19 protein-coding genes, 2 tRNA genes and 3 pseudogenes are annotated in these 24,755 nt (G+C 32.8%); 9 read left to right on the plus strand and 15 right to left on the minus strand.

From position 1 onward, the window contains the following. Nucleotides 1–76 precede the first annotated feature (76 nt). Nucleotides 77–1,206 (minus strand): annotated as a pseudogene (locus ACZZZT_RS24170) (DegT/DnrJ/EryC1/StrS family aminotransferase). Nucleotides 1,207–1,343: 137 nt separating this feature from the next. Here ACZZZT_RS24170 and ACZZZT_RS24175 point away from each other — a divergent pair. Both ACZZZT_RS24175 and ACZZZT_RS24180 read left to right on the plus strand, forming a co-directional pair. Further along, nucleotides 1,344–2,570: pseudogene (locus ACZZZT_RS24175) on the plus strand (3-deoxy-D-manno-octulosonic acid transferase). Between the two features lie 345 nt (nt 2,571–2,915). Then, nucleotides 2,916–3,140, plus strand: a complete 225-nt coding sequence (locus tag ACZZZT_RS24180; RefSeq protein WP_042565709.1) for a PG1828 family lipoprotein — start codon at nt 2,916–2,918, stop codon at nt 3,138–3,140. 208 nt (nt 3,141–3,348) lie between these two features. Here the strand turns inward: ACZZZT_RS24180 and ACZZZT_RS24185 are convergent, their stop codons facing one another. The 4 genes and pseudogenes from ACZZZT_RS24185 to mutS all read right to left on the minus strand — a co-directional run bounded on the left by ACZZZT_RS24185 (nt 3,349) and on the right by mutS (nt 6,804). Beyond that, the gene (locus tag ACZZZT_RS24185) at nt 3,349–3,726 is read right to left on the minus strand and encodes a DUF1508 domain-containing protein (protein ID WP_463462224.1); all 378 of its coding nucleotides are present in this window, start codon (nt 3,724–3,726) and stop codon (nt 3,349–3,351) included. Between the two features lie 151 nt (nt 3,727–3,877). Beyond that, nucleotides 3,878–3,963, minus strand: a tRNA-Leu gene (locus ACZZZT_RS24190). Nucleotides 3,964–3,977: 14 nt separating this feature from the next. Further along, nucleotides 3,978–4,050, minus strand: a tRNA-Gly gene (locus ACZZZT_RS24195). Between the two features lie 148 nt (nt 4,051–4,198). After that, nucleotides 4,199–6,804: pseudogene (gene mutS / locus ACZZZT_RS24200) on the minus strand (DNA mismatch repair protein MutS). 155 nt (nt 6,805–6,959) lie between these two features. Between mutS and ACZZZT_RS24205 the strand changes: the two are divergent. Together ACZZZT_RS24205 and ACZZZT_RS24210 are read left to right on the plus strand one after the other, a co-directional pair. After that, the gene (locus ACZZZT_RS24205; RefSeq protein ID WP_042565706.1) at nt 6,960–7,391 is read left to right on the plus strand and encodes a DUF1573 domain-containing protein; all 432 of its coding nucleotides are present in this window, start codon (nt 6,960–6,962) and stop codon (nt 7,389–7,391) included. A 76-nt stretch (nt 7,392–7,467) separates the two neighbouring features. Next, nucleotides 7,468–7,995 (plus strand): RNA methyltransferase, encoded by a 528-nt coding sequence (locus ACZZZT_RS24210; protein WP_463462225.1) that lies wholly within the window; start codon nt 7,468–7,470, stop codon nt 7,993–7,995. Nucleotides 7,996–8,082: 87 nt separating this feature from the next. Here ACZZZT_RS24210 and folK read toward each other — a convergent pair whose 3' ends face one another. Continuing rightward, entirely contained in the window at nt 8,083–9,216 is a 1,134-nt protein-coding gene (gene folK, locus ACZZZT_RS24215) for a 2-amino-4-hydroxy-6-hydroxymethyldihydropteridine diphosphokinase (RefSeq protein WP_463462226.1), read from the minus strand. 136 nt (nt 9,217–9,352) lie between these two features. On the opposite strand from folK, the gene sppA reads away from it, so the two are divergent. The 3 genes from sppA (at nt 9,353) to ACZZZT_RS24230 (ending at nt 15,079) form a co-directional block, all read left to right on the plus strand. Next, on the plus strand, nt 9,353–11,110 hold the full coding sequence (sppA, locus tag ACZZZT_RS24220) for a signal peptide peptidase SppA (RefSeq protein WP_463462227.1): 1,758 nt from the start codon (nt 9,353–9,355) through the stop codon (nt 11,108–11,110). Nucleotides 11,111–11,117: 7 nt separating this feature from the next. Continuing rightward, nucleotides 11,118–12,065: an alpha/beta hydrolase family protein gene (locus ACZZZT_RS24225; RefSeq protein WP_463462228.1), complete on the plus strand. Its 948-nt coding sequence runs from the start codon at nt 11,118–11,120 to the stop codon at nt 12,063–12,065. A 383-nt stretch (nt 12,066–12,448) separates the two neighbouring features. Continuing rightward, nucleotides 12,449–15,079 (plus strand): AsmA family protein, encoded by a 2,631-nt coding sequence (locus ACZZZT_RS24230; protein WP_463462229.1) that lies wholly within the window; start codon nt 12,449–12,451, stop codon nt 15,077–15,079. A 73-nt stretch (nt 15,080–15,152) separates the two neighbouring features. Here the strand turns inward: ACZZZT_RS24230 and ACZZZT_RS24235 are convergent, their stop codons facing one another. Together ACZZZT_RS24235 and ACZZZT_RS24240 are read right to left on the minus strand one after the other, a co-directional pair. Beyond that, nucleotides 15,153–16,235 carry a glycosyltransferase family 9 protein gene (locus ACZZZT_RS24235; protein WP_463462230.1) on the minus strand — a complete coding sequence of 361 codons (1,083 nt, stop codon included), beginning with the start codon at nt 16,233–16,235 and terminating at the stop codon, nt 15,153–15,155. Nucleotides 16,236–16,477: 242 nt separating this feature from the next. Beyond that, nucleotides 16,478–17,272 (minus strand): DUF2797 domain-containing protein, encoded by a 795-nt coding sequence (locus ACZZZT_RS24240; protein WP_302094658.1) that lies wholly within the window; start codon nt 17,270–17,272, stop codon nt 16,478–16,480. A gap of 229 nt (nt 17,273–17,501) precedes the next feature. Here ACZZZT_RS24240 and ACZZZT_RS24245 point away from each other — a divergent pair, with 229 nt between their 5' ends. Beyond that, nucleotides 17,502–19,025 (plus strand): GH3 auxin-responsive promoter family protein, encoded by a 1,524-nt coding sequence (locus ACZZZT_RS24245; protein ID WP_463462231.1) that lies wholly within the window; start codon nt 17,502–17,504, stop codon nt 19,023–19,025. Nucleotides 19,026–19,329: 304 nt separating this feature from the next. Here the strand turns inward: ACZZZT_RS24245 and serB are convergent, their stop codons facing one another. From serB to ACZZZT_RS24280, 7 genes are all read right to left on the minus strand, one after another. Then, on the minus strand, nt 19,330–20,559 hold the full coding sequence (gene serB / locus ACZZZT_RS24250; RefSeq protein ID WP_042565697.1) for a phosphoserine phosphatase SerB: 1,230 nt from the start codon (nt 20,557–20,559) through the stop codon (nt 19,330–19,332). Between the two features lie 226 nt (nt 20,560–20,785). Further along, complete coding sequence (locus ACZZZT_RS24255; RefSeq protein WP_463462232.1) at nt 20,786–21,232, minus strand: VOC family protein; 447 nt, start codon at nt 21,230–21,232, stop codon at nt 20,786–20,788. Between the two features lie 74 nt (nt 21,233–21,306). Next, nucleotides 21,307–21,744, minus strand: a complete 438-nt coding sequence (locus tag ACZZZT_RS24260) for an SRPBCC domain-containing protein (protein WP_115843480.1) — start codon at nt 21,742–21,744, stop codon at nt 21,307–21,309. 7 nt (nt 21,745–21,751) lie between these two features. Further along, nucleotides 21,752–22,162, minus strand: coding sequence for a VOC family protein (locus tag ACZZZT_RS24265; RefSeq protein ID WP_463462233.1), 411 nt, complete (start codon nt 22,160–22,162; stop codon nt 21,752–21,754). Between the two features lie 69 nt (nt 22,163–22,231). After that, nucleotides 22,232–22,654: an SRPBCC family protein gene (locus ACZZZT_RS24270; RefSeq protein WP_463462234.1), complete on the minus strand. Its 423-nt coding sequence runs from the start codon at nt 22,652–22,654 to the stop codon at nt 22,232–22,234. 143 nt (nt 22,655–22,797) lie between these two features. Continuing rightward, nucleotides 22,798–23,019, minus strand: coding sequence for an SRPBCC domain-containing protein (locus tag ACZZZT_RS24275; RefSeq protein WP_463462235.1), 222 nt, complete (start codon nt 23,017–23,019; stop codon nt 22,798–22,800). 90 nt (nt 23,020–23,109) lie between these two features. Further along, nucleotides 23,110–23,520, minus strand: a complete 411-nt coding sequence (locus ACZZZT_RS24280; RefSeq protein WP_463462236.1) for a VOC family protein — start codon at nt 23,518–23,520, stop codon at nt 23,110–23,112. A 130-nt stretch (nt 23,521–23,650) separates the two neighbouring features. Here ACZZZT_RS24280 and ACZZZT_RS24285 point away from each other — a divergent pair, with 130 nt between their 5' ends. After that, nucleotides 23,651–24,616 carry a GlxA family transcriptional regulator gene (locus ACZZZT_RS24285; RefSeq protein WP_463462237.1) on the plus strand — a complete coding sequence of 322 codons (966 nt, stop codon included), beginning with the start codon at nt 23,651–23,653 and terminating at the stop codon, nt 24,614–24,616. The last annotated feature ends 139 nt before the right edge of the window (nt 24,617–24,755 follow it).

Raw genomic sequence — 24,755 nt, forward strand, 5'->3', positions numbered from 1 at the left:
TTATATAAGTTTTTCTATTCTCTTTTTCTATTGTCTTTTATGTTCTTTTCCTATTCTCTTTACTCTATATTCTTTCTTATTTCAAAAATTCAATTACGCTATCGGTAATAAATTTAATCTGCTCATCATCTAATTCTGTATGCATCGGCAAAGCAATCACTTCTTTTACTAATTGATTGGTAACTGGAAATTGCTCTTCTTTATAACGAACATCAACATAAGCTTTTTGAGAATGTAGCGGAATTGGGTAATAAATTGCACACGGAATTCCTTTGTCTAATAAATGCTGCATTAAGGCATTACGATCTGCATCGATAATTCTCAATACATATTGATGAAAAACGTGATCATTTTCGTTTGCATCAAACTCAGGCGTGATAATGTTTTTGTGACCTGCAAAAGCTGCATTATATTTTGTAGCTGCACGACGGCGCGCTTTATTATATTCATCTAACAAAGGTAATTTTGCATTTAAAACTCCTGCCTGAATACTATCTAAACGAGAATTAACCCCTACAACATCATGATGATAACGCTCATACATTCCGTGATTTACGATTCCTCGAATAACATGCGCTAATTTATCATCATTTGTAAAAATTGCTCCACCATCTCCATAACACCCTAAGTTTTTTGAAGGAAAAAATGATGTTGCAGCAACATGACCAATTACACCAACCTTAGTTTTTTCACCAGATTTAGAAACATAATCAGCTCCAATAGCTTGTGCATTATCTTCTATTACATATAAATTATGTTCTGCAGCGATTTCCATAATAGCATCCATATTTGCAGCGCGGCCAAATAAATGTACCGGAACAATTGCTTTTGTTTTTGGAGTAATTGCTTTTTTAATGGCGTCGATATCAATATTCATATTTGTGATATCAACATCAACCAAAACCGGAGTTAACTGCAATAAAGCGATAACCTCAACAGTAGCTGCAAAAGTAAAATCGGCAGTAATTACCTCATCACCAGGTTTTAAATCCAACCCCATCATCGCAATTTGCAAAGCATCTGTACCATTTGCACATGGTATTACGTGTTTTGCCCCTAGATAGTCTTCAAGATTTTTTGAAATTGATGAACCAATGGCCCGTTTATATAAGTATTTGTATCTAAAACTTCTTGAATTGAAGCATCAACAGTGGCTTTTATTTTTTCATATTGACTCTTTAAGTCAACCATTTGAATTTTTTTCATTTATCTTTTTATTTATTTAAAACTTAAGATTTGATTTTGAAACCAAATCTCTAAACGAAGCACAAAAATAGTTATTTAATACCTTTGAACAATGAAAATAATCGAAAGAAGCGTAATTTAGCGCCAAAATTATATCTATGCTTTTTCTATACAATTTAGTTATTTCCATTGCCGGTTTTTTCTTAAAATTGTGGCGCTTTTTAGTCCTAAAATCAAACTTTTTATTGACGGAAGGAAAAACGTTTTTTCCATTTTAGAAGAAAAAATAAAAGCCACAGACAAAACTATCTGGTTCCATTCGGCCTCACTTGGCGAATATGAACAAGGCTTACCTGTAATCGAAAAAATAAAAGAAAAATATCCTTCGCACAAAATTGTTGTTACTTTTTTCCCCTTCCGGATACGAAGTGCGTAAAAATAACACAGTTGCAGATGTTACCATATACCTGCCATTGGATACCAAAAAAAATGCAAAACGTTTTTTAAAACTAGTACATCCTGAAAAAGCTTTTTTTATCAAATATGAATTTTGGCTAAACTATTTAAAAGAATTAGAAACAAGCAAAACCCCAACCTATTTGATTTCGGGAATTTTTAGAGACAGCCAAATGTTTTTTAAATGGTATGGCGGTTTTTACAGAAAAGCATTAAAAGCCTTTACTTATTTTTTTGTTCAGAATGAAAGTTCGAAACAAAAAATTGAAGCCATTGGATTTAACAATGTAATTGTTTCGGGCGATACTCGTTTTGATCGTGTAAATGCTATTTTAGAAAGAGACAATTCGCTTGATTATATCGAAAAATTCAAAAACAACCAAACCTCAATTGTTATTGGAAGTTCGTGGCCAAAGGACGAAGCTCTGATAGCTGAATATATAAATCAGGCTTCGGATGATGTGAAATTTATTATTGCCCCGCACAATATTAAGACAGAACAAATTTCAAATCTTAAATCGCAGATAACAAAATCAAGTGTTTTATTTTCAGAGAAAAACAATTTTGATTTATCAAATTATTCCGTTTTTATAATCGATACAATTGGCTTGTTAACTAAAATCTATAGCTACGGAACAATCGCTTATGTGGGCGGAGGTTTCGGAAATCCGGGCATTCACAATATTCTGGAACCAGCAACGTTTGGAATTCCGATTATAATTGGACCAAATTTCTCCAATTTTGCCGAAGCTGTTGAACTGGTTAAACTTAAAGGATGCACTGTAATATCGAATAGCGATGAATTAAAAAACAGTTTTGATCAATTGATTAATGATGAAAATTTTCTAAAAGAAAAAGGGCAAATTTGCAAGTCTTATATCCAGGATAACACAGGAGCAACAAACAGCATTATGAAAATCGTTTCTTAAGCTTTTTAACACAGTTAAAGCTGGTTTCGTATCATTGTCATGAAAAAGAAGGCTTAAAAGCGTTCTTTTTGGCTTTTAGAGCTTGCAGAATAATTAGTCAAAAGCAAAATAAACTGCAATGAAGTGAATCAAAATAGCCAATTCTATTATTGAATATTTAATGAAAAATAATTTATACAAAAAATACAATAATATAATAATTTTTTACTAATTTGGCACTATCTTTGATAAATAAGATAATCGTGAGCAATGAAAATATTTTAAAAAAATAAAAAAATATTTTACATATTAAAAAATTTATATCTTTGCCACGAATTAATAATTAACCTTTTATAATAAAGTAAGATGAAAAAAGTATTTTTAAGTTTAGCTGTTGTTGCTGTTTTAACTGTTGTTTCTTGTAAAAAAGCTGATGCTGCTGCAACTGAGTCTGTTGACTCTACTGCTGTTGCTGTTGATTCTGCTGCTGCTGTAGTTGATTCTGCTGCTGCAACTGTTGATTCTGCTGCTGCAAAAGTTGACTCTGCTGCTACTGAAGCTACTAAAGCTGCTGAAGAAGTAAAAAAATAATTAGAACCTAAGTTCTAAAGATTTTAAAACCATCCATTGTGATGGTTTTTTTATGCTAAATTTTTAGCGTAAAATCCCAATATCAAAAATCCCAAATTCCAAAACACTCTGTTTATGAAATTTGGGATTTTTATATTATTACACTTATTTGCAAACCAAATACTAGCAATTAGAATTTGGAATTTTTAAAATATTGAAATTTTACTCATTATTCCACTTCCTCTTCCTCGACAACTTCCTCATCTTCAAAAATCGACTCATTCGACGAGAAATCTAAAATTTCCGATTTTGAAGAATAAGTAACAATTTCTTTTATTCCTTTCTGCAAAAGCAATTCTGTAGTGTATTTTCGGCTTGTTGCAAAATGAATCTCACCTAACATTAATTTAAAAAAATACTTTCCTCCAGAACCTTTAAATTTTAAAAATCTAGCCTGATCTACATTTAGTTTAAATTTTTCAATATCTTCTTCACATTCAAATTTCAACTCATAACTCAAACTTGTAAATATTACTTTCCCTTTTCGGGAAGTAAATACAAATTTATATTCATCGTTAAATCTTCTACTAATTACGAATGCACCCATTTAGAAATTTTAGATTTTACTGATTTAGATTGATGATTTAGATCTTAGACTAATAACTCCAGAATCCTGATAAGCTTACTGCGTAAATTTATCATTTTAAACTTTGACTTTACACAATAAAAAAAGCCTCTTCAAAAAGAAGAGGCTTTAGTACTCAGAGCGGGACTTGAACCCGCACGAACATTGCTGTTCACTGGATTTTAAGTCCAGCGTGTCTACCAATTTCACCATCCGAGCATTATATGATTTTGAGCGAAAAACGGGGCTCGAACCCGCGACCTCGACCTTGGCAAGGTCGCGCTCTACCAACTGAGCTATTTTCGCGTTTCAAATTTTTATAAGAACTACAATACTCAACTTGTTTCGTATTGCGAGTGCAAATTTAGGACATTTATTCAATTACACAAGCGTTTTTTGAAAAAAAATTACACTTATTTTATAACTTTCTGATAACCTAAACTTTAAATCTGAATTATTTCCCAACCAGCATTCTTTTAATTTCATTAAGCTTCATTAATGCTTCAACAGGTGTGATCGCATTTATATCAAGACTCATGATCTCTTGTTTTATCTCTTCCAATAAAGGATCATCCAAATTAAAGAAACTCATTTGCATTTCATCATTTGCTGATTTAATTCCGTTTAAAGCATCGCTGGAATGATTTTTTTCTAATTTTTTTAATAGTTTCTGAGCTTTCAAAATTACAAGTTGAGGCATTCCGGCCATCTTTGCAACGTGAATTCCAAAACTATGCGCACTTCCGCCTTTTACTAATTTACGAATAAACAGCACCGTATCTTTTAACTCTTTTACCGCAACATTATAATTCTGGATTCTTGGCAACGATTCTGTCATTTCGTTTAATTCATGATAATGCGTTGCAAATAAAGTTTTTGCTTTTGATGGATGTTCGTGCAGAAATTCGGCAATAGCCCAGGCAATCGAAATTCCGTCATAGGTACTGGTTCCTCTTCCAATTTCATCTAATAAAACCAAACTACGGTCTGAGATATTATTCAAAATCGAAGCTGTTTCATTCATCTCGACCATAAAAGTAGATTCTCCCATCGAAATATTATCCGACGCTCCTACTCTGGTAAATATTTTATCTACAATTCCCATTCTTACACTATCCGCAGGAACAAAACTTCCCATTTGAGCCAACAATACAATTAGTGCCGTTTGTCTCAAAATAGCCGATTTACCAGACATATTGGGACCTGTGATCATAATAATCTGCTGTGTTTCTCTGTCTAAATAAACATCATTAGCGATGTAAGGAGTTCCAACAGGCAATTGTTTTTCGATAACAGGGTGTCTTCCGTTTTTAATTTCAAGTTCGAAAGTTTCATCAATTTCCGGACACACATATTGGTTTTCGACAGCCAATTGTGTAAACGAACATAAACAGTCTAATTGTGCTACTAAATTGGCATTCATTTGAACCGGTTTGATATACGTCGCAATCCAGACCACTAATTGTTCGAAAAGATCAGATTCTATCTTATAGATTTTTTCTTCAGCACCTAAAATCTTGGTTTCGTATTCTTTTAATTCTTCGGTTATGTATCTTTCTGCATTTACCAAAGTTTGTTTACGAATCCATTCTTCCGGAACTTTATCTTTATGCGTATTTCGAACTTCTATATAATAACCAAAAACATTATTGAATGATATTTTTAAAGAGGAGATTCCGGTTCTTTCTGATTCTCTTTTTCAATTCCTTCCAGATATTCTTTTCCAGAAGTTGAAATGGCGCGTAAATCATCCAGTTCTTCGCTAATTCCTTTTGCAATTGCATTTCCCTTTGCAATCGCAACCGGCGCATCCTGATTTAAGGTTGTTTTTATTTTTTCTCTTAATAAATCACAGGCATGTAAACTATCTCCAATAACTTTCACTGCTTCTTGCGGACTTTGAAGTGCCAATGTTTTTATTGGAATAATAGCATCCAGAGATTCTTTTAAATAAACAATTTCACGCGGAGAAACTTTTCCCGCAGCAATTTTAGAAATCAAACGTTCTAAATCTGAAATTTGCTTGATTTGGTATTGAATATTATGTAAAACTTCATTGTTTGATTTCAGATACGAAACCACATCATGACGCCCTTTTATTTTATTACTGTCTTTTAACGGAAGAGCCAGCCAGCGTTTTAACAAGCGCCCTCCCATTGGCGAAAGTGTTCTGTCAATTACATCTAAAAGCGTTACTGCATTTGGATTGTAACTATGGTATAATTCTAAATTTCTAATTGTAAAACGGTCCATCCAAACATAAGCATCTTCTGCAATACGTTGGATTGCCGTAATGTGCTGCACACGATTATGCTGTGTTTCAGACAAATAATATAAAATTGCTCCTGAAGCAATAATTCCTTCTGTTAATTCTTCAATTCCAAAACCTTTTAAAGAAACGGTTTGAAAATGTTTTGTAAGGGTTTCTAAAGCATAATCTTCTTTATAGATCCAGTCTTCCAGATAAAAACTATGGAAATCCTCTCCAAAAGCATCTTTAAAGTTACCTTTATTATTCTTTGGAACCAAAACCTCACTTGGGTTAAAATTCTGCAATAATTTATCTATATATTCGGCATTTCCCTGAGCAGTTAAAAACTCTCCGGTCGAAACATCCAGAAAAGAAATTCCGATACTTTTATTAGCAAAATAAACAGATGCTAAAAAGTTATTTGATTTAGACTGTAAAACTTCATCATTTAAGGAAACTCCGGGAGTTACAAGTTCTGTAACACCACGTTTCACAATAGTTTTCGTCATTTTAGGATCTTCAAGCTGATCGCAGATTGCAACACGAAGCCCGGCTTTTACCAATTTTGGCAAGTAGGTATTTATAGAATGATGCGGAAAACCGGCCAAAGCTGTTTCAGTTTCAGATCCCGCCCCTCTTTTGGTCAATGTAATTCCAAGAATTTTAGAAGCTCTGATGGCGTCTTCTCCAAAGGTTTCATAAAAATCTCCTACTCTGAAAAGCAGACATGCATCAGGATATTTTCTCTTGATTTCGTTGTACTGTTTCATCAAAGGTGTTTCTTTCACCACTTTCTCTTTAGTTGCCAAATTATTGTTTTTTTAAATGAAAATTAAGACAGCGAATTTATAATATTTTGAAGGAATATCGAAGTGCTATAAAAATTAAAATATTTTAAGAATATTTTAAGTTCAGATATAAGAATTTTATATAGATTTGTCATAATTAAAAAGACTCTTAAAAGATGAAAAAAATAATTTTATTCGCTATGTTGGCTGTAGTTGGAATTACTGCTTCTAACGCTCAAAGTACTAAGAAAGCTAAAGCTGCAAAAGTTGCTAAAATTGAAGGAGCCGGAATGGCTTTTGAAACTGAAACTATTGATTACGGAACTATCGCTCACAATGCTGATGGAAAACGTGAGTTTGTTTTCGTAAACAACGGAACTAAACCATTAATCATTACAAATACACAAGGATCTTGTGGTTGTACTGTACCAACTACACCAAAAGAGCCAATTGCTCCGGGTGCTAAAGGTATTATTGGTGTAAAATATGCTACTGACAGAGTTGGTGCTTTTACAAAAACTGTAACTGTTACTTCTAATGCAGAAGGACAACCAACAAAAGTGCTTACTATTAAAGGTACTGTTTTACCAGATCCAGTAAAAAGCTAATCTGAAAAACAAATAAAATAAATCGAAAAAGCTTCCTTATCTTTGGAAGCTTTTTTTATGACCAGAATTCAACACAATGAGAAAACTTGAAAATAGTGAGCTAGACCGTAAATCTATCGAAGATTTTAAAAAATCAGACAAAACCCCTTTAATTTTAGTTTTGGATGATATTCGCAGCTTACACAATATTGGTTCTGTATTTAGAACCGCCGATGCTTTTTTGATCGAAAAAATAATTTTGTGCGGTATTACAGCAACTCCTCCAAATAAAGAAATTCATAAAACCGCTCTTGGCGCAACCGAAACCGTTGCCTGGGAACATCATGAAAATGTTTTGGAAGTAATTGAAAATCTAAAAAAAGAAAACGTTATGACTCTTGCTATCGAACAAGTTGAAAGCGCTATTTTTCTTCAGGATTTTAAAGTCGAAAAAAATCAAAAATATGCTCTAGTTTTTGGTAATGAAGTTTATGGGGTTTCTCAGGAAGCAGTTGCTATTTGTGATGGCTGTATTGAAATTCCGCAGTTAGGCACCAAACATTCCTTAAATATTTCTGTAAGTGCCGGAATTGTTGTTTGGGATTTGTTTCAAAAATTAAATTAGATAATTTATGCATAAGACCTTCATTATCTAATTATCTAATTATCTAATTAGATAATTAGATAATTCCCAAATTGACACATTACCATATTAATTCAATTTCTTCTGAATTTCGTTTAAAATAAAAAGGTAATCTTCGTGGTTTTTTACAAAATCACGATTAGAGACATCAATAATTAAAACATTCAAATCCGTTTGAGATTTGATGTATTCCAGATATCCGTTATTGATTTTATCCAGATAATCTCCTTCTATATTTTGTTCGTAAGCACGTCCGCGTTTTTTGATGTTTTCCAATAAACGTCCGGTGTTTTGGTACAAATAAATATATAAATCCGGTTTTGGCATTTCCTTATAGATAATGTCGAATAAATTTCGGTATAAACGATATTCATCTTCCTGCAAGGTAATCTTAGCAAAAATCAATGATTTAAAAATATGATAATCGGCTACAATAAAATCTTTGAATAAATCAAATTGTGCCAAATCATCTGATAATTGCTGATATCTGTCGGCTAAAAAAGACATTTCGAGCGGAAAAGCGTACCTGTTTTGATCTTTATAAAATTTAGGCAAAAACGGATTATCTGCAAAACGTTCTAAAACGGTTTTAGCATTAAAATCTTCAGCAATTTTGTGTACCAAAGTTGTTTTCCCCGCTCCGATATTTCCTTCAAAAGCGATATAATTATAGTTCTCTAAGGGAATTTCCCGCAAAGGGCTTTTCAAATCCTGAACCACAGTACAAGAGCTGTCGTCTGGAGTACTGGCAATTAATTCATTTATGGTTTTATGAAAAACGGGATGTTTCCAGTCTAATTTTAAATCGCGCATGGGCAGTAATACAAAATTTCGGTTTTGCATTAAAGGATGCGGAATGGTAAGTTTTTCAGATTCGATAATTTCATTATCAAAAACAATCAAATCAATATCAATAATTCTTGACTGATATCCTTCTTGATTTAAACGGATTCTGCCTAATTGTTTTTCGACTTTTAAAACCTGATTTAATATTTTTTGTGCCGATAAGTTACTGTGTAAAAGCAAGGCACAATTGTAAAAAGCATCACTTTCAAATCCCCAGGCGGGTGTTTCATATAGTTTTGAAACCTCGATTACGGTTCCCACTTCCTGATGTATTAACGCAATACAACTTTCGATGTTTGCCAACCGGTTTCCCTGATTACTGCCTATAGATAAAACGACCTGATGCTGTGATTTCATAATTAATGCAAATTAACTAAATCTATTTTAGAATTAACAATATATTTGTGAAACGAGTTCTGAATTTAATTGTGAATTTTGCATTAAAATTTGTAACTTCTTACTCTTTTTTGCTACATATTAAAAAATATATTTTATGAAATTTCTAGGAAATGTAATTGCCACTGTAATTGGTATTTTTGTTTTTATCATGTTATTCTTTTTTGGGGTAATTCTTATTGGTGCCATTTTTGGAGGAGAAGACACTGTTTCGGTCAAAGCTGATTCCGTTATAGAATTAGATTTGAAAAAAATCAATAATGACTATGCCGGAAAATATAAAGATCCCTGGGTAACGGTTTTCTCTGATAAAAAGGAAGTTGGTTTAAGCGATGTAATCAATGCTATTGAGGCTGCAAAAACAGACGACCACATTAAAGGAATTTCTATTTTAAATGACGAATCTTCGTTAGGATTGGCTCAATATAAAGATTTACGAAATGCATTGGAAAGCTTTAAAAAATCAGGAAAATTTGTTTGGGCTTATGCCAATTCATTTTCTCAAAAAGAGTATTATTTAAATTCTGTTGCCAATACTATTTATCTAAATCCTGCAGGCGATCTTGATTTTAAAGGTCTTTCATCTGAAGTGATGTTTTTTAAGGATTTTCAGGACAAATCGGGCATTCATATGGAAGTAATTCGTCACGGGAAATACAAAAGTGCTGTTGAACCGTTTTTAGAAAACAAAATGAGTGACGCCAACAGAGAACAAATAACTGCGCTTTTAAATTCTATCTGGACAAATGTATCTGAAGATATTTCGAAAAGTAGAAATATTCCCGTTGCCAAATTAAATGAAATTGCAAACGGTTTATTGGCCAGAACACCTGAAATGGCAAAAAGAGAAAATCTAGTAGATATTGTAGCTTATGAAGATGTTTATCATAATGCCATTAAAAAACAATTGAAAGTAACGGGAGACGACGATTATAATAAAATTTCGATTTTAGATTATACACAAAATAATATCACAACTGCTTTAACCAACACATCAAGTGATCAAATTGCCATTATTTATGCTCAGGGAGAAATCGAAAGTGGTGAAGGCGATGTAACCGTAATTGGCGAAGGCGCAATGCGTCGTTCTTTGCAGGAAGCGCGCAAAGATGAAGATGTAAAAGCAATCGTGCTTCGAATTGACAGTCCGGGCGGAAGCGCTTTGACCTCTGATTTGATTTGGAGAGAAATTGAAATTACCAAAAAAGTAAAACCCGTTGTTGTTTCTATGGGTAATTATGCGGCTTCCGGTGGTTATTACATTGCTTGTAATGCCAATAAAATTTTTGCAGAAAAAAACACTATTACCGGTTCTATTGGAGTTTTCGGAATTCTGCCAAACTTTAGTCCGCTAGCCAATAAACTCGGAATTAATACTGAGCAAGTAAAAACACACGAAAACTCAGCAAATTACAGTCCATTTGTTCCTGTTGATGAAAAGTTTAAAGCTTTTACATTAGAAGGAGTAGAAAAAATTTATAACACTTTTGTAACTCATGTGGCGCAAGGCCGAAAAATGACTTTTGCTCAGGTAGATTCTATTGCACAAGGAAGAGTATGGTCTGGATCTCAGGCAATAAAAATTGGTTTAGTAGATAAAATCGGTGGTTTGGATGATGCTGTTGCCGAAGCTGCAAGAATTTCCAAAACAAAATCATACAGCACACAAAACTATCCTGAATACGAAAAAACATTCAACGATGTATTATCTGGTTTGCCTTTTGCAAAATCTAAAGAAGCTTTTATAAAAGAAGAAATTGGTGCCGAAAACTATATGCTGATCGAACAGGTAAAAAGACTTCAAAAACAAAAAGGGGTTCAGGCAATGATGCCTTTTGGATTAAATATTAAATAATTCAACAATGAAAAAAATAGTCGCCGTTTTATTTGTTGTTTTTGTAAATTTCATAAATGCCCAAAGCAAAAGTGAAATAAAATTTAAGGAAAGCAATCTTGTTTTAAAAATCAATAAAGATGAGATTTACGGAACTTTAACCACGCCGGATTTAACTAAAAAATATCCTGTCGCCTTAATTATTTCAGGTTCGGGACCAACGGACAGAAACGGAAATAATCCGATGATGAAAAACAATTCCTTAAAAATGCTGGCAGAAGCGCTGGCAAAAAACGGAATTGCATCATTGCGATTTGATAAACGCGGAATTGGCGAAAGCAAAGCAGCTGCCGGTCCTGAGTCAAGTTTGGTATTTGAACATTATACCGAAGATGCAAAAAGCTGGATTAATTTATTAAAACAAGACAAACGTTTCTCAAAATTAACTGTCATTGGGCATAGCGAAGGCTCGTTAATTGGAATGATTGCGGGTACAAAAGCTGATAAATTCATTTCTATTGCAGGCTCTGGAGAATCTGCAGACAAACTTATCAAAACACAAATTGCATCTAAATCAAATAAGCAAATTGAAGAAATGACCTTTCCAATTATTGATAGTCTGAAAAACGGAAATAAAGTAAAAAAGGTTGATCCAATGCTAAATTCACTTTTCAGACCAAGCATTCAGCCTTATATAATTTCGTGGTTTAAATACGATCCTTCGGTAGAAATTAAAAAATTAAATGTTCCTATTTTAATTCTGCAGGGAAATAAGGATTTACAAGTAACAGTAAAAGATGCCGAAAATTTATCGCAGGCCAGCAAAAATTCAGAACTTTTGATAATTGACAAAATGAATCATATCATGAAAATTATCGAAGGCGATCAACAGGAAAATTTTGCAAGCTACAGCAACGAAACCTTGCCAATTTCAGAAGAAATGGTGAATAAAATTGTTTCTTTTATTCAAAAATAAATCAACGATCTGCATACAAAAATCCGTTTGAATAACTTCAAACGGATTTTTTCTTTTTATCAAAACAATTTCTTAGCATACATAACACTAAATTCTGTTTTAATTAACTCAAAGTTAATTTCTACTTAACAGCTTTTGCGGGCTGTACCGATTATTTTAGCAAAAAATTACAGGATCAGATAAATCAGAATACATATCATAAAGTTTTAAAAATATTTAAGAATAATTTATTTTTTTGATAGCTTGCCCATAATCGAAATTCGATTACGGCAGGCTATTGTTTTTTATGATAAATTTGAAATATATTTTACATTAAAAGTTTATTTTTGCAAGAATAATATGTATAAATTAAGAACCCTAAAACCTCAAATCTATAATTAATTATGTTAAAGAAAATTTTAAAAATCACCGCGATTGTTTTTGTGGTCATCATTGCCGCACTATTTGCTATTCCTTATCTTTTTAAAGATCAGATCAAAGCAAAAATTACAGATGCAATTAATGAAAGTGTAGATGCAAAAGTGAGTTTTGCTGACGCTGATTTAAGTTTGTTTAAAAACTTCCCAAATGCTACTGTTGGAATCGAGAAATTGGTCATCATCAACAAAGCTCCTTTTGAAGGCGATACTTTAGTTTCGTTAGGAGAATTGAACTTAAAGATGAGTATTAAAGAACTTTTTAAAGGAAAAGATGAACCTATGAGCATTGAGGGAATCAGTTCTACAAATGGTTTAATCAATATCATTTTTAATAAAGATGGTGTTGGAAACTTCGATATCGCTTTAAAAGATAAAAAAGACGAAACAAAAACAGACGAAGCAAGCAAACCGCTTTCTTTAAAGATCCAGAACTACAAAATCGAGAATTTTACTTTTAGATATATTGATCAGGGTTCTAAAATAAAAATGGTAATTGACAGTTTAAATCACGAAGGAACGGGAGACTTTACCAATTCTAAGCTTGATTTAACAACAAAATCTACAGCCAATGTTTCTTTGGATATGGATAAGATGAATTACATGAAAAATGTAAAACTGACTTTAGATGCTGTTTTAGGGATCGATCTGGAAAAAAACAAATACACATTTAAAGAAAACAAAGCTTTAATTAATCAATTACCTTTAGAATTTGACGGATTTATCCAAATGGTAGAAAAAGGTCAGATTTATGACTTGAAATTTAAAACGCCAACTTCGTCGTTTACTAACTTCCTGGGCTTAATTCCTTCGGCTTATTCTTCAAGCTTAGAAGGTGTTAAAACAACCGGAGACTTTACTGTTGTTGGTTTTGCAAAAGGAGAATTAACAGATACAACTGTACCAAAATTCAATATTGCCATTGCTTCTAACAATTCTTCTTTTCAATATCCGAATCTGCCAAAATCAGTTCAGAATATTGTAATTGATACTAAAATCATCAACGAAACGGGTATTTTAAATGATACTTACGTTAATCTTGATAAACTTTCGTTTAAAATTGATCAGGATGTTTTTAGCGCTAAAGCAAATGTGAGAAACATAACTGTTAATCCGTTGGTAAAAGCGGCATTAAAAGGAACAATCAACCTGGCAAACCTTTCAAAAGCCTATCCTGTAAAATTAGACAAACCTTTGGCTGGTATTTTAAAAGCCGATGTTACAACAGAATTTGATATGGCTTCTGTAGAAAAAAGTCAGTATCAAAACATCAAAAATGCCGGAACTATGAGTTTGTCAGGATTTAAATATACTGATGAAAACAATAAATCTATGAATATCAGTACGGCTTTGGTTGAATTCAATACGAGTACAATCAATCTGAAAAAATTTGATGCTACTACAGGAAAAAGTGATATTAGCATTAATGGAGTTTTAGAAAATTTCTATGGTTTTATGTTTAAAAAACAAGAGCTAAAAGGAAATTTCAACATGAGCTCAAATCAATTAGCTGTTGATGATTTTATGACTTCCGGAGAACCTGCTAAACCTGCCACTACAGGCGGAACAGAAACCGAAACAAAAGCTACATCGGCAAAACCTGCTGAAGCAATGAAGATTCCTGCGTTTTTAAACTGTACTTTGAATGCAAAAGCAAATACTGTTTTGTATGACAATTTAAAATTAAAAGATGTTTCAGGAAAGTTGATTATCAAAGACGAAAAAGCGCTTTTAGAGAACTTTAAAACCTCAATTTTTGGCGGAACAATTGGTTTAACCGGAGCTGTTTCGACAAAAGCAAAAGTACCAACATTTGATATGAATTTAGGTTTCAATCAGGTTGATATTGCGCAGACTTTTACACAATTAGACATGATGAAAAAAATTGCTCCTTTGGCAGGAATCATCAATGGAAAATTGAATTCGACTATCAAATTAAACGGAAATCTTGATGCAAATGAATTGACGCCAGATTTAAAATCGCTTTCGGGAGATTTAATAGGTCAATTGCTTTCAACTACGGTAAATGCTAAAAATTCAACAGTTTTAAACTCATTGACATCAAATATTAAGTTTCTTGATATGAGTAAATTAAACCTAAATGATGTAAAAATGGCTTTGACTTTTGATGATGGAAAAGTTAACGTAAAACCATTTGACATTAAATATCAGGATATTAAAGTGACAGTTGGAGGAACACACGGTTTTGACCAAACGATGAGTTACAACTTAAAATTAGATGTTCCGGCTAAATATTTAGGAACTGAAGCAAATGCATTCCTGGCTAAATTATCTCCAGCAGATGCTGCAAAACTGGATAACATTCCGATCAATGCATTGGTTACAGGTAATTTCTCAAATCCAAAAGTATCAACAGATATGAAAAGCGCTGTTAGCAGTTTAGCTTCTCAGGTTGCTAATCAGCAAAAAGAGAAATTAACTCAAAAAGGAGCATCAGCACTTTCTGATTTGATTAATAAAAATACAAAAGCAAAAGACACTACGCAAGCCGCAGCAACTGAGAAAGAAAAAAATACTCAGGAAGCTACTAAAAAAGCCAGTGACTTACTAAATGGTTTATTTAAAAAGAAAAAATAAGGACTTAAAAAAGGACTTAAAATAAGAAGGCCAATCATTACGATTGGCCTTTTTTTATGTTATATTTTAGAATTTAAACAGCTCTTGAATATGTTTTTAATCTTCCGTTATTCAGGATACCGTTTACTATTTTAAAATAATCATTTTTCGAACAATTTTCAACCTCAACTCCAATGCTGCAATTATCGTAAGGCTCATATTTTTTAAGGTTTGAAACTGAAAATAACCCTACAGTTGGTGTTTGAACTGAACTTGCCAAATGCATCATTCCGCTATCGGCTCCTATAAAAATTTCTGTATTGGCTATTAGCGAACCAATTTCTCTAATATCCTTACTATAAAAAGTTGGTGCTTTAAAAGCTATTTGAGATACATTTTCTATAGGTAATATTTCAATAATATTGTAATCTGTATATTGATTTTTTAGTGAAGCATAAAAATTCTCCCACCAATCTTCAGACAAACATTTTGTTCCTGTCGCAAATGTAAATATGCAAATCGTTTTTTTAGAATTATTGCTATTTAATGTGCTTAATATCTTTTTACCTTCTGACAACTCAAAAGGAGTTAATTTAAGATCTATAGGCTCTACTATTTTATTGCTTTCTTTTAATCCTAATTTTGTTAAATAGTGTCTAAAATTATAAACAGGGTATTTTGCAATATGCTCGTAATCAGATTTAGTTTGTTGACGGTCATTTTCTAAATCTCCGTAGAATTTATATTTTGCTTTAGAAAAATGTACAGCCAAACGGCCTGATGAAGAATTTTGATCGACATTTATTGCCATATCGTAAGGCTGTTTTGTTATCGAAATCCAAACTTTTATATATTCTAATAAATTTTTAAAAGGTTTTTTGGGTAAATGAATTGTTTTGTAAACAACATCGTAATTTTCAAAAATAATAGGCGCAAGTGGTCCTTTAACAAATAAATCAATTTTACAATTTGGAAATGTTTCAGCAACTTCTTTTACGAGTGGTGAGATCAATAAAAGATTTCCTAATCTTGCATTTGGTCTGCAAATTAAGACTCTTTTAATTTCAGTTTTATCCACTAAAATTATTCCTGATTCGCTTTTTGGTTTTCCAATGTTCTTTGTCAGATTACGCATTAAACCTCTTCTGAAAACATTAATTTTGTTTAAAACACCCATTTATTAAATAATTTAAAAATTATAAAAATTACTTTAATTTTAAAAAGAACCTGTAAACTTGAATTACTTCAAATCTAGCTTCTTTTTTTTCTAAAAGTAATTTCTTTCAATAAGCAATTATTACAAAATTGTAACCAAATGTATCATTTTTCACACATGGTATCTTATTAAAATATAATTTAAAATTACAAAACTTTTATGTAAAGACAGATGAATCAGACGAATAGCTAAAAACCATCGACCTACACGTCGATTGTCACGACGTATCCTTCGGAACCACGAACGTTAAAAACAGTACCGTCTTCAAAAATTAAATATTGCCCTTTTATCCCAATAAGTTTTCCTTGAAAAGAAGGTGTTTTGTCTAAATTTAAGCTTGCGACTTTTGCAGGATAATTTAAAACGGGATAATTTAATTCGAATAAATCATTCTTTTGAGCGTAAAAATATTCTCGTGCTTCAGCGGGAATCAATTCTTCAATTTTTACTTTTTCGGCAATCAAGTCAAAAACCGCAGTTGGATTTTGAAGCATTTTTCTCCAATTGGTTTTATCTGTATAATGACTTTTTAAAGCGACTTCGGTAATTCCGGCCAAATATCTGTTAGGAACCTCAACTACGGCAATTGCCTGGCTGGCTCCCTGATCAATCCATCTGGTTGGGACTTGTGTTTTTCGTGTTACACCCACTTTTATTTCGCTTGCCACAGCCAAATACACAACATGAGGCTGCAATTGTACTTTTTGTTCGTATTCTAAATCACGATCTGCAATTCCTAAATGCGCCGTACTCAATTCTGGCCTCATAATCCAATCTCCTACAGCAGGGCTTGAGTAAAAACAATCATAACAAAAACCTTGTCTAAATATCTTTTTCTTTTTACAGCAATTCAAACATTGAAAACCTGCAAAATTAATTTCAATTTCTTTATCTAATAATTGATTCATACTGAGAAAGCTATCTTCAAAAACCAAATAATACTGAATTGGATTTCCGATTTCTGTTTGCATTTTTGTAAGTACGCCTTGATATGTCATTATATTTTAGATTGTTGATTTTAGATTTTAGATTGCTTCTCTAGCGCAGAATTTTAATTTTTAAAATTCATTTTTAGTAAAAAATAGAATGTTTTTATTACAAAAAAAACAGTATTTTTGATACAACGACAAAGTTAATGTTTGTCCGGTGATATTTCAAATCTTATATTTTGACTTTTTGCAAAAAGTATAAAATCAGAAATCTAAAATCTAAAATCTAAAATTTCTCATGCCCTTATCAATTATCAACTCGTTCGCCTCCTGGGTTCTGAAACAAAGAATTCACCAAATAGAACTCTTTCTGAAATACCCTAATGAAGTTCAGGAAGAACTGTTGCACAATTTATTAATGGCATCTGAAAATACTGTTGTAGGAAAACAGTATGATTTTGCTTCAATCAACTCTTATCAGACTTTTGCGGAAAGAGTTCCGATTGCGAGCTATGAAGAATTACAACCTTTGATTGAACGCACACGTCAGGGCGAACAAGGCGTTTTTTGGGAAACTCCTATCAAATGGTTTGCAAAATCGAGCGGAACAACCAATGCTAAAAGCAAATTTATTCCGGTTAGTAACGAAGCTCTCGAAGATTGTCATTATAAAGGAAGTAAAGATTTGCTTTGTCTTTATTTGAATAATAATGAAGATTCTGAATTGTTTTTGGGAAAAAGTCTTCGCTTAGGCGGAAGTTCTCAGATTTACGAAAACAACAATACTTATTTTGGAGATTTATCGGCTATATTGATTGAAAACATGCCCATTTGGGCTGAATTTAGCAGTACGCCAAGTAATAAAACTTCGTTGATGAGCGAATGGGAATCTAAAATCGCTGCTATTATAAATGAAACTAAAGTAGAAAATGTAACCAGTTTTGCCGGAGTTCCGTCCTGGATGTTGGTTTTAATGAATAAAGTTTTAGAGAATACCGGTAAGGAAAGTCTATTGGAAATCTGGCCAAATCTTGAGGTTTATTTTCATGGCGGCGTGAGTTTTTCTCCATACAAAGAACAATACAAAAAAATCTTGCCTAGCAAAGATTTTAAATATTACGAAATATACAATGCTTCTGAAGGCTTTTTTGCGATTCAGGATCTAAATAATTCCAGTGATTTATTGCTGATGCTGGATTACGGCATTTTCTACGAATTTATTCCGATGGATACTTTTGGGACTTCAAACCAAAAAGTTATTTGTTTGGCCGATGTAGAACTGAATAAAAATTACGCGCTGGTTATTACGACCAATTCAGGTTTATGGCGTTATTTAATTGGCGATACAGTTCGTTTTACTTCATTAAATCCGTACAGAATTAGAGTTACAGGAAGAACAAAACATCATATTAATGTTTTTGGCGAAGAATTAATGGTCGAAAATACAGATCAGGCCATTGCCAAAGCTTGTCAGATTACCCAAACTGAAGTTATAGATTATACGGTTGCTCCTATTTTTATGCAGGACAAAGAAAAAGGCGCACACGAATGGATGATCGAATTCAAGAAAAAACCGGCTGATGTTGGGCTTTTCCAGAAAGTTCTTGATGAAACTTTACAGACTTTAAACTCTGATTACGAAGCTAAACGCTACAATAATATGACGCTGAATCCTTTGGTGATTAATGTAGCCCGTGAAAACTTATTCTACGATTGGCTGAAAGAAAGAGATAAACTTGGCGGACAACATAAAATCCCGAGACTTTCGAATGAGAGAGATTATTTGGAGCAATTGAAGGAGATGTGTGTGCTTAAACACTAATTTCACGAATTTTCACGAATTGATTTGTTGCTAAAATGCAATTAAAAAACGCTAATTCCACTAAATTGCATGAGGGATAGAAGTGGAAATCCTTTTTGTCCGCCGCGGCGGACAAAAAGATTGAAACGGATAGCCCGACCCGGAGGGACATGCCCATAAAAAAACCTTAATTCTGATTTGAACTAAGGTTTTATATTTTAAGTACTATTTTGCCATTTCGAGGAACGAGAAATCACATAAAGTAAAAACATAGAGTACGTCGCTATCTGGATGTGATTTCTCGTTCCTCGAAATGACAAAAAAACTACATCATATCGATATAACGGTCGTGATATCCTAAAAGGTACAAAACACCATCAAGACCTAAACTTGAAATTGAATTTGAAGCACTTTCTTTTACTTTTGGTTTGGCGTGAAAAGCGATTCCCAGACCAGCTAAATTGATCATTGGTAAATCGTTAGCTCCGTCACCAACTGCTATGGTTTGATTGATGTGAATTCCTTCTTTGGCTGCAATAGCTGTAAGGTATTCGGCTTTCTTTAAACCATCTACAATATCACCTATATATTTACCGGTTAATTTCCCGTCTTTTATTTCTAATTGGTTGGCGTGAACGTAATCTATACCTAATTCTTTTTGCAGGTATTCTCCAAAATAAGTGAATCCTCCGGATAAAATTGCGGTTTTGTAACCGTAATATTTTAAGGCCTTCATTAAACGATGTGCTCCTTTTGTTATAGGCAGATTTTCGGCTACTTTTTGTAAAACTTCTTCACTTAAACCTTCTAACAAAGCCATTCGCTGTTTGAAGCTTTCGTTAAAATCGATTTCTCCATTCATGGCAGATTCTGTGATGGCTTTTACTTGTGCGCCTACTCCGTTAAGTTCTGCTAATTCGTCTATAACTTCGGCCTGGATTAAAGTCGAATCCATATCGAAACAAACCAAACGGCGGTTTCTTCTGTAAATATTGTCTTCCTGAAAAGAAATATCGACATTTAAAGTTCTTGAAATTGCCATAAAATTGGCTGTCATTTCAATCTTGTTTACTATTTCTCCGGTTACAGATAATTGTATGCAGGAACGTGGATATTCTTCTTTTTCGACAACAGAAGTTCTTCCGGTCAATCTTATAATGGAATCAATATTTAAATTTTGATCTGATAATATTTTGGTTACAGCAGCAAGCTGAGCAGCAGTTAGTTTTTCGCCCAAAACATTTATAATATAGCGTTGTCTGGATTGAGATTTAACCCAGGTTTCGTAATCATCTATAGAAATAGGAATGAATTTTACTTTAACTTCTAATTCGTAAGCTTTAAAAAGCAAATCCTTAAGCACTGGACCAGAACTTGAGCCCGCTTCTATTTCGAACAAAATCCCTAAAGACAATGTATCGTGAATATCCGCCTGGCCTATATCAAGGATAATAGCATCGTAAGCAGCTAATACCGATGTTAATCCGGCTGTTACACCCGGTTTGTCATGCCCTGAAACTTTAAGTAAAATAATTTCTTTGTCTTCTGTTGCCATTTTATGCTTATTGATTTTCGAAGCGACAAAAATCGGCAATCTATTTATGATAAAAAAGTATATTCTTTGTTTTTTTGTAGAGAAAAAACACAAATCAACATGTAAGTTTTAAGTAATTTAACATTTAACAAAAGTTAATTGTAATGTTTTTTCCGCCACGAATTCACGAATCATTTTTAGAATTTTATTTGAATAAAATTTAGTGAACTCGTGGCGGATAAACTAATTATTTATTTGGTTCGTTTACATCGAAATTGACCATCCAGCCTACGCCAAATTTATCTGTGAACATTCCGAAATAAGAACCCCAGAAAGTATTGTCCATAGCCATAAAAACGTTTCCGCCTGCTGAAAGTCCGTTGAAGATTCTGTCTGCTTCTTCTTTGCTTTCTACATTGATTGAAACTGAAAAGTTTCCGCCAAATGTTACATCTCCCGATTGTTCGTTACTGTCGCTTCCCATTAAAATGGTGTTTCCAATTGGCAAAGACACGTGCATTATTCTGTTAGCATCTTTTTCTGAAAATTCTGCACAGCCTCCGTCTTCGGCAGCCGGCATATCTTTAAATTTTCCGATATACGGAAATTCACCTCCAAAAACTGATTTGTAAAATAGAAATGCTTCTTCACAATTTCCATTAAATATTAAATAAGGGTTTACTGATGTTGCCATGATATTTTTATTTTTATTTTGTTTGTTTGTTTGTTTGTTATTGTAATCTATTTCTTTCTTCTATTTTCTTGTCTCTATTTTTCAGAAAGTTCTTTTACTGTTTCTAATCCTTTCGGAAACGCTTCTTTAAAATAATCGATATATTTCTCTACTACGTCAACTTGAGCTGTCAAATCTGTAAACTCGTCATCTTGCGTTAAACGATATGTTTCCATTGCGCCGGTCCATTTTTTCGTCTCTTCATCAATAGGCAGTTCTTTAAAGTCTTTTATTTCTCCTATATGTTTGAAAGCCATATATTCATTTGGAATTTTCTTTTCGATAATACTATTCATTCCTTCTCCGTTTGGAGACATAAAATGAATTTTATCACCTTCGTTCCAATCACTTACTGCATACGAGCCTTCGCAAAAAGCTCCTGTCCATTTTTTATAGGTTTCTTCATTCCATAAAACAGCCCAAACGGTTTCTACCGGAGCTTTAATTCTGATTTTAAATTCTAATGTTTCCATATCTAATTTATTTAGGCATTTTACTAAAATCCATATACAAGATATTCCAGCGATGACCATCTAAATCTGCAAAAGCGCTGCCATACATCCAGCCTTGGCTTTCTGCAGGTTTACTAAAAACGGTTCCGCCGGCTTCTTTTACTTTTTCTGTGAACTGATCAACTTCTTCTTTGCTTTCAGCATCAATCGAAATCAATATTTCCGAACTTGATTTTGTATCTGTCAACTTATTTTGAGAAAAACTGGCAAACAAAGATTCTTCAAAAAGCATTACTGCAAATTTCCCTTCGCCAACAATCATACAGGTTGAACTTGGCGTGTCGTGTTTTTCATTAAAAGAGAAACCTATTTTTGAGAAAAAAGCTTTCGATTTTACCACCTCTTTTACCGGCAAATTCAGCCAAATTTGTTTCGTCATCTTTTTTGTTTTTGTGTTAAACGTTTTTGCCACGAAGGCACTAAGACACAAATTTTTTTATTCGTTTTCTTAGTGACTTTGCGACTTTGTGGCAACTTCTGCGTAACTTTTAAAGTTGTCCAAAATTGCCTGCCAGCCGCCGCGTTGCATTTCTTCGGGGTTTTGTGTTTCGGGATCAAAGCTTTCCGTTACTTCTACTCCGTTTGAAGTTGCTGCAAAACTAATTTCAACTTTTCTTCCATCACCCATAACATATTCAATGGCTTTATTTTTTTCTACCAAAGTATATTCGCCTTCAAAATCAAAACTCATACTGCCGTCTTTTGCGGCCATCGTCGATTTGAATTTTCCGCCTTCTCTCAAATCATTTTCTGCATAAGGTGTATGCCAATCAGGTGAGGCAAAACTCCATTTTGTAATGTGTTCAGGTAATGTCCAGAATTCCCAAACTTTGTCTATTGATGCATTTATTGTACTTTTTACTGTTATCATTATTTATTATTTTATAATTTATTAATTGGTTTACTCTTTAAAATTTTCAACGTACTTTTTAAAATTTTGAATAATTGCAGTACAAAATTGTTCTTCCATATCTGCTGAATCTTTTGTTGTTGGCTCAAATGTTTCGGTAAGTTTTACATGATCACCACTATTTTCAAAACGAACATTGCCGTTCTGTTATCCAAAAGCTGATATTCTATCCATGAAAATTTTTCGATTTTAGTATATATGCCTTCAAAATCAAAACCATCGCTTCCATCTTTAAGAGCCATTGTAAATTTGAATTTTCCGCCTGCTTTCAAATCATTTTCTGCATAAGGTGTATGCCAGTCTGCAGAAGCATTATTCCAATTCATAATATGTTCTGGCAATGTCCACAGATCTCAAACTTTTTCTATTGGGGCATTTATTGTATTTTGAACTTGTATCATATTACAGGCTTTAATTTATACTTCGCTCGGTATTTTACTTTCATCCATATAGAAAATTTCCCAATGATGCCCGTCTATATCCAGGAAAGTGCGCTGGTACATCCACCCATAATCCTTCGTTTCCACATATTCTGTTCCTCCTGATTGAATAGCTTTTTCCATTATTTCATCTACTTTTTCACGAGTTTCAAAAGATACAGCAATAAGAACTTCGCTTGTTGTCTCTGCATTGCAAATTTCTTTATTGGTAAATGTTGCATAAAACTCTTCAACTAAAAGCATTGCATTTATATTTTCGCCAATAATTAAACAAGTTCCTTTTTCATTAGTAAACTTTGGATTGAATGAAAAACCCAACTCAGTAAAAAATGAAATGGATCGATTTAAATCTTTTACTGGAAGATTTATGAAAATTTTTGTTGCCATGATATATAAAATTACAAATTATCAAAACAAATTTAAAGTTAAATAACAAGGCTTGCATTACAAAAAAAGTCATCTTTAGGGGCATTTAAGACAATTTTTCTATTTTTGTAATAACCATAAATGAAATACCATGACTAAGAAAACAGCTTTAATTGTACCTCACTACTATAAATTATTAAGTATAGCAGCTATTTTAGAAGTTTTTGAAACTGCTAATAAATTAAGTAATGGTCCGGAAAAGCCTTTTGAAATTATGGTTTTTCAATCAGCGGAACAAATCAAAGAAAAACTTTTATTTGGTTATGAAGTAAATTCAATCGAAGATTCTGATAAACTTTTAGACCTCATTTTAATTCCGGCTTTTACTACGGATGATATGAGTGAGATGATCGCAAAAAATAAAAATTTTATTCCGTGGCTGCAAAAACAGCATCAGGCCGGAGCCGAATTAGCCAGTTTTTGTACGGGTGCTTTTTTGTTTGCGGCTTCGGGTTTACTTAACGAAAAACTGGCAACAACACATGTCGACGCCTGCAGTGCTTTTACGAAAGCTTTTCCGTTGGTTAAATTAAAATCTGAAGAAACCTTAACGGCTGATGGAAGTTTATACACAAGCGGAGGTTCGACTTCATCTTTCCATCTATTGATTCTTTTGGTTCAGAAATATTGCGGAAATGAAATTGCTGTTCAAATCGCAAAGATCTTTTCTATTGATTTAAACCGATACAAACAAAGCTATTTTAGCACTTTCAGACCCAATCATTTACACAACGATTCTTTAGTTGCCATGCTGCAGCAAAAAATAGAAAGCCAATATCATTCTATTGAAAAGTTGGAAGAAATAACAAAAGATATTCCCACAAGTGCCAGAAACATGACACGCCGATTTAAACAAGTAACCGGAATTCCGCCAATTGAATATTTGCAAAATATACGTGTAGAAAGTTCTAAGAAATATTTGGAACAAACGCAACTTTCAATTTCTGAGATAATCGAAAAAACGGGCTATAATGATCCAAAAGCTTTTAGAAAAGTGTTTTTTAAAATGGTGGGCATGAAACCAATTGAATATCGAGAGAAGTTTAGGGTTCAGTAATTTTTTCAGAAGCAGAAAATTTTAAACACGAATTTCACGAATTTGCACAAATTTCAATCGTTAATTAACTTTGTGAAATTAATTTCACAAACGAATCAGTGACAATTAGTGAAATTCGTGTTTGTTTTTATAATTTTCA

The organism is Flavobacterium sp. AC274, from assembly GCF_979258275.1.

Bases quoted from the DNA above. Each gene is read 5' to 3' on its own strand.
- ACZZZT_RS24180 (WP_042565709.1), top strand. From the start codon at position 2,916: ATGAAAAAAGTATTTTTAAGTTTAGCTGTTGTTGCTGTTTTAACTGTT.
- ACZZZT_RS24185 (WP_463462224.1), bottom strand. From the start codon at position 3,726: ATGGGTGCATTCGTAATTAGTAGAAGATTTAACGATGAATATAAATTT.
- ACZZZT_RS24205 (WP_042565706.1), top strand. From the start codon at position 6,960: ATGAAAAAAATAATTTTATTCGCTATGTTGGCTGTAGTTGGAATTACT.
- ACZZZT_RS24210 (WP_463462225.1), top strand. From the start codon at position 7,468: ATGAGAAAACTTGAAAATAGTGAGCTAGACCGTAAATCTATCGAAGAT.
- folK (WP_463462226.1), bottom strand. From the start codon at position 9,216: ATGAAATCACAGCATCAGGTCGTTTTATCTATAGGCAGTAATCAGGGA.
- sppA (WP_463462227.1), top strand. From the start codon at position 9,353: ATGAAATTTCTAGGAAATGTAATTGCCACTGTAATTGGTATTTTTGTT.
- ACZZZT_RS24225 (WP_463462228.1), top strand. From the start codon at position 11,118: ATGAAAAAAATAGTCGCCGTTTTATTTGTTGTTTTTGTAAATTTCATA.
- ACZZZT_RS24230 (WP_463462229.1), top strand. From the start codon at position 12,449: ATGTTAAAGAAAATTTTAAAAATCACCGCGATTGTTTTTGTGGTCATC.
- ACZZZT_RS24235 (WP_463462230.1), bottom strand. From the start codon at position 16,235: ATGGGTGTTTTAAACAAAATTAATGTTTTCAGAAGAGGTTTAATGCGT.
- ACZZZT_RS24240 (WP_302094658.1), bottom strand. From the start codon at position 17,272: ATGACATATCAAGGCGTACTTACAAAAATGCAAACAGAAATCGGAAAT.
- ACZZZT_RS24245 (WP_463462231.1), top strand. From the start codon at position 17,502: ATGCCCTTATCAATTATCAACTCGTTCGCCTCCTGGGTTCTGAAACAA.
- serB (WP_042565697.1), bottom strand. From the start codon at position 20,559: ATGGCAACAGAAGACAAAGAAATTATTTTACTTAAAGTTTCAGGGCAT.
- ACZZZT_RS24255 (WP_463462232.1), bottom strand. From the start codon at position 21,232: ATGGCAACATCAGTAAACCCTTATTTAATATTTAATGGAAATTGTGAA.
- ACZZZT_RS24260 (WP_115843480.1), bottom strand. From the start codon at position 21,744: ATGGAAACATTAGAATTTAAAATCAGAATTAAAGCTCCGGTAGAAACC.
- ACZZZT_RS24265 (WP_463462233.1), bottom strand. From the start codon at position 22,162: ATGACGAAACAAATTTGGCTGAATTTGCCGGTAAAAGAGGTGGTAAAA.
- ACZZZT_RS24270 (WP_463462234.1), bottom strand. From the start codon at position 22,654: ATGATAACAGTAAAAAGTACAATAAATGCATCAATAGACAAAGTTTGG.
- ACZZZT_RS24275 (WP_463462235.1), bottom strand. From the start codon at position 23,019: ATGAATTGGAATAATGCTTCTGCAGACTGGCATACACCTTATGCAGAA.
- ACZZZT_RS24280 (WP_463462236.1), bottom strand. From the start codon at position 23,520: ATGGCAACAAAAATTTTCATAAATCTTCCAGTAAAAGATTTAAATCGA.
- ACZZZT_RS24285 (WP_463462237.1), top strand. From the start codon at position 23,651: ATGACTAAGAAAACAGCTTTAATTGTACCTCACTACTATAAATTATTA.